Here is a 5,430-nt window from a genome sequence, read left to right on the forward strand (position 1 = left end):
GGCGGGGCGGTTGCGGCCGGGGGGTTGGGTGCTGGGGGTGTCGTGGGGGGTGCGGGGCGCGTTGGAGGTGGGGTTGGTGGCCGAGGTCGTGGTGATGGTGGTCGTGGTGGTGGCTGTGGTGAGGGGGCCCGCGTCGCTCGCGCTGTAGTGGTTGCGGCCGGTGTAGTACAGCTCCATCGCCGGCACCGTGGCGTCGGTCCGGCCGTAGGGCAGGACGATGCCCCGGGGACCGGCGGCCGGGGTGGTGACGGTGTCCGACACCGGCTGGAAGACGTGGATCGGCACCCCGAGGGTGTCGGCGAGCAGCGGCAGGAAGGCGTCGCCGACCGGGTTGTCCCACTCGTCCGACCAGTCGCGCACCGCCTCTTCGAGGGCGTCGGCCTCGGCCGTGGCCAGCGGCGCGGTGCTGCCGTGGTAGCGGGCGACGAGCAGGTACCGGCGCGCGTCCGGTGACATGGTGGCCAGCGTCGGCAGCGCGTTGACCGAGCGCAGATAGCCGTACATCTGGCGGTTGCTCGGCGGCGTGCCGGGCGGGGCCGGTGGCGCGCCCGGCGCGGACACCGCCTGGAGGTAGCGGAACTGGAGGTCGTCCGGGTCCAGGTCCTCGGCGCGGGTCACGCCCTGGATGGTGAACTGGGCCAGCCGCGCGTCGACCCAGGCCGGCGGCGCGGTGTACGCCTGCGCCGCGAACTGCCCCACCAGGACGCCCCGGAGCTGCCCGAGCACCTGCGGGGACAGCGGGCTGCCGGCACGGGCCGCGGTCAGCCGGGCCAGCACCAGGTCCTGCAACCGCCGGCGTGTGGCGCGCAGATGGCCGGTGCCCTGATCGGTGGTCGCGGGATTCGCCGCGAGCGCCGCCAGTGTGCGCCGCACCTGGTCCGGCCGGGCCAGCCAGGCGGCGGTCCCCGGATCGAGGGCGGTGCCGCCGGCCCGGGTCAGGCGGTGGCCCACCACCTGGGGCGCGCTGCCGATGACCGCGTACAGCAGGCAGTAGCCGTCGCCGGGCGTCTGGACCTGGGCGCCGCGCGGGGCGACGTACGGCGAGGGGGCGGGGGGTGGCGGCGGTGCGAGCGGGGCCTTGCTCTTGTCCTTGCCCTTGTCCTTGTCCTTGTCCTTGCCGATGATGTCGTGCTTCGGCTTCGGCTTCGGCTTCGGTTTTGGCTTCGGCTTCGGGGCCGGCTTGGTCACCGGTGCCTTTTTGGGCGGTGTGCCCGGCGTGTGTGTCTGGCCGCCGGCCGGGAGGGGGGCGGGGCGGCCGTCGGGGTCGGGCCGGCGGGGCGGGACGGTGGCGAAGGTGGTGCGCAGCGACTGCTCGGGCGCGGGGGCGTCGTCCCGCACGGCGTCGGCCAGGTCCGGCAGCGCGGCGGTGGCCGCCATCAGGTCGGCGGCGGCCCGGTGCTGCGCGGCGACGGTGGCGGCGAGCTGCGTCTCGCGGCGGGTGACCTTGCGCCCGGCGCGCCCGGCCCGCCGGCCCGCGCGGTCCTCGCGGAGCTGGGCCACGCGCAGGTTGGTGCCGCGCCGGACCACGGCGGCGGCGTCGTCCCGGGCGGTCCGCTCGGCCCGGTCGCGGGCCGTTTCGGCGGTGCGGATGCCCTCCGGGGCGATCTCGATGATGCGCCGGGCGTCCGCCAGGGCCGCGCGGTCGGCGGTCAGCCGGTCGGTGGCCTGCTGGATGGTGGTCTCCGCGGCGGTGATCGCCGGGACGACCGCGCGCACCCGGGGGTCGTCGGCGACGTCGGCGGCCGGCCGGGAGGAGCGCGGGGCCGTGGTGGAGGCGGTGGCCGACGGGACGGGCGTGGCCTTTCCGCCTGTCTTCCCGGAGGTTTTCTCGGCGGTCTTCGCGCGGTCCGCGCGCACCTCGTTCTCCGCCCGGGTCAGCCGGGCCAGCGCCGTCCGGAGGTCCGCGTGTCCCTGTGTCTCCCGGCGCTCGTTGGCGGCGATGGCGGTCGGCAGGGTGGCCGCCGTGCGTTGGGCGTCCGCGTACGACTGCTTGCGCCGGTCGACGAGGCGCTGGGCGTCCTGCGCGGCCCGCGCCGAGGCGACGGCCTGGGACCGGGCCCGCTTCAGCGCCTCCGTCGCCGCCGTGACCGACTGCCGTGCCCGGCCCACCGCGTCCAGGGCGTCGGCGTGGGCGCGGTTGGCGTGCTGGAGGGAGGCGGTGAGGCGGGCCAGCCGGGCCGGGGTGTCGGCGAGGGTGTCGGCGGCGGTGTGCAGCCGCTCGGCCTCGGCGTGGAACGGTGTCCACGCGGCGGTGAGGGCGGGGTCGGCGGTGACCAGGGCGCCGTCCGGGGTGAACTCCCAGCGGCGCACGCCCTCGGCGTCGCGGGTCATCAGCTCGACCGGGCGGTTGCCCAGCACGGCGGCCCGGGAGGCGCCGTAGAGGGCCTGGCTCAGCCGGGTGCCGTCCGGGTCGGCGCCGAGGGCCGCCCAGAGCTGTACGCCGTGGTGGCCCGGCGGGATCGCGGAGGTGAGGCGCTCGGCCAGGGCGTGCGGCTCGGCGCCGGCCCAGTCGGGGACGAGCGCGGGCAGGTCGCGGACGTTGTCCGGGGACTCGTCCGGGGTGATGAGGCCGTGCCCGAGCAGGTCGCGTTCCTCGACGCGCAGGGTGACGGTGCCGGTGACGTGGCGGGTGCCGCCGGGGCCCTCGACGAGCAGGTGCACGTCGGCGTCGACGGCGTAACTGCGGGTGCCGCGGGCGCCGCTCGCGGGGGCCGCGGTGCTGCCGGACTTCAGCCAGTCGCGGCGGCTGCCGGTGGTGGTGCCGCCGAAGGCGGACGGCTGGGTCGGACGCTGGGCGAGCGGCACCGTGAAGCCGGCCAGGTGGTGGTTGGCGCCGTCGGCGCTGAGCAGTTCGGTGAAGGCGGTGGCGAAGGAGTGGTCGGCGCCCGCCGAAGTGCTCACCGTGTCGGTGGTGTTGTGCAGTTGGTCGAGGGTGACGTCGTCGGCGTGGGTGGCGCGGCGCGGGTTGTACAGGGTGATCTCGATGGACGGCGCGGGCCCGGCGGGCGCACCCTCGAAGGGGCGGGAGCCGGGCATCCGCCGGGTGAGGCCGGCGGCCAGCCGGGTGCGGTCCAGGGAGACGCGGCCCGCCTGGATGAGCTGGCCGAGCCGCACCGCGCGGCCCTCCACCGACACCGAGGTCAGCTGGGAGTGCCAGCGGCCGTCGGTCAGCGGCGCCACCTCGTTCAGCGCGGTCTCCAGATGCGCCCAGCCGTCGAAGGCGAACGCCGGCGTCGGCCCCGCCGGGTGGAACATCTGCGCGTCGGCGAGGTACGGGGTGGCCGTCGGACCGGTCCCGCGCACCCGGTTGCGCGGGTCGGTGGTGGACAGGGCGGACGGCGCGGTCACCGAGGCCGGGGCGGTCCGCGCGTGGGTCTCGGTGCCGGTGAAGCGCAGCGACAGCCGGACCGGCACGCTGCGGGTGCGCGGCTGCCCGCGCCGCAGCAGCTCGTCCATCCAGCGGCGTACGTCGCCGTCCGCGTCGGACCAGGCGATGACACCGTTCTGCACCATGCCGCCGAGCACGTTGGGCGGCCAGTCGGCGACCAGCGCCGAGCGCACCGAGGCGACGTAGTCGTACTCCAGGCCGTCGAAGTCGGCGCCGTTGTCGGTGCGCAGCCAGAAGCGGTTGTCGGCGGTGGCCGCCCGCCGGGCCGACCTGCTGGTGGCCGCCTGCGGGGTGAACACCGGCGCCGCCCGGTCCACCTTGCCGCCGGCCGGGTCCTGGCCGGGGCGGCGGTAGCGGGTGGTGAGGCTGGCGGCGAGCTGCTTGTGCCGCACCGAGGCGCGGGTCGTGGTGCGCCCCGAGGAGGTGTGCGACTGCCACTGCTCCAGGCCCGAGCCGGGGCGCGCGGTGCCGCGTACGCCGGTCAGGTCCTGGGTGCGGCGCGGTACCGCCGTCAGCGTCACCTCGACCAGGCGCTCACCGCCGTACGCGTGGTGGCGGAAGTGGAAGCGGGTGGTGGCCCGCCGGGGCGTGCCGTCCGGACCGCGGCCGGGCAGTGAACGCAGGCCGCCGGTGGAGGCGAGCTGGGCGATCCGGCTGTGCACACCGGGCTGGTAGCCGGGGTGCCCGGGGGTGGTGGCGCCGGGCGCCTCCTGCTCCACCAGGTCAAGCAGCGCCCGCTGCACCTGGCCGCGCCGCTCCCGGGGCCGGACCGGGCCGAGCGGGACGGCGCCGCTGTTCGGCCCGGACGACGGCACCGGCGCGGCGGCCGGCGTCTGGTACTCGACGACCGACAGGACCCCGCCGAGACCGAGCTGCCGGTCACGGACGTAGGTGGCCGGCAGCGGCGCGGCCGGCGCCGGGGCGGGCGCCGGAGTCAGCCCCGCCACCGAACCCATCCAACGGGCGTCCCGCGCGAGCTGACCCTCGGTCATCAGGAACTGGAGCCCGTCCGGCACGTCCACGGCGTAGGTGACCGGGTCGACGGAGCCGGGTTCACCGGGGACACCATTGAGGACGGTGCGGGAACCGGCCCGGACGGTGACGAGGTAGGTGACGTCCGCGACGATCCGGTGCAGCTGGCCGCTCTCGGTGGGGGTGCGATTGACACCGGTACTGGAGGCCAGGGTGTCCGCGGTGTCCGTGCGGGCGACGTGGCCGAGCCGTCCGGACGGGTTGAACACCCCCTTGTACGGCTTGCTGGTGGTGCCGGTGGAGGAGGCGGAGCCCTCGGTCTCGGGGCTGGTGTGGCCGGCCGCGTTGTCCGGCCCGGCGGGCTGCGACGGCGGGTTCTGGGTGAGCGTGCCCACGCCGCCGAACTGGTGCGACTTGCCGAGCGACTTGAGCTGCTGCGCGCTGTCGGTCGCCGAGACGCCGGTCTCCAGGTACTGCTTGGTGGTGTCGAGCAGGCGCGGCCGGTGGGCGACGGCCTGGATCTCCACCGAGTACTGGCCGTCCGCGACGGTCCCCGGCAGCGACAGGCCCTCGACGACGTAGGAGTTCTTGAAGATCTCGTGCCCGTGCGCGATCAGGCTGCCCGGGGTGAGCGCGGCGTGCCGGATCTCGGCGGCCCGGGTACGGGTGTCGGCGAGACCGTGGCCGGCCAGGGGGGAGAGGTGGGCCCGGGACGGCGGGTTCGGCGTGCTGGAAGTGGCCGCCGTGCCGGTGCCGGTGGTCGGGGCGGTCACCGGGAGGATCGGGCCGCCGGCCGGCGTGGCGGTCGGGGGTGCGGTCGCCGTCTCGCGGCGGATGTCGCCGGCCGCCCGCTGGTAGGCCGACTCGATGGCGGCGGAGCCGCGCACCGTGTCGATCAGCGCGTCGTCGGGCACCCGCACCAGCTCCGGACGGGGCCGGCCGGCGGCGTCCGTACCGTCCAGGCGGGCGTGGTCGGTGGCGTCGGGGCGGCGCGGCGCACCGTCCTGGCGCGGCGCGGGCGACGCCGGTACGCCGCCCGGGGCCGGCGGGTGGGTACGGCCGTGCGGCAC

General features: G+C 76.8%; 1 pseudogene. It reads right to left on the reverse strand.

Annotated elements, in window-relative coordinates:
• Nucleotides 1–5,430 (reverse strand): annotated as a pseudogene (locus ACTT8P_RS37790) (hypothetical protein); the annotation flags it as partial.

It is taken from the genome of Streptomyces sp. JW3, assembly GCF_052216785.1.
Lineage (GTDB): Bacteria > Actinomycetota > Actinomycetes > Streptomycetales > Streptomycetaceae > Streptomyces.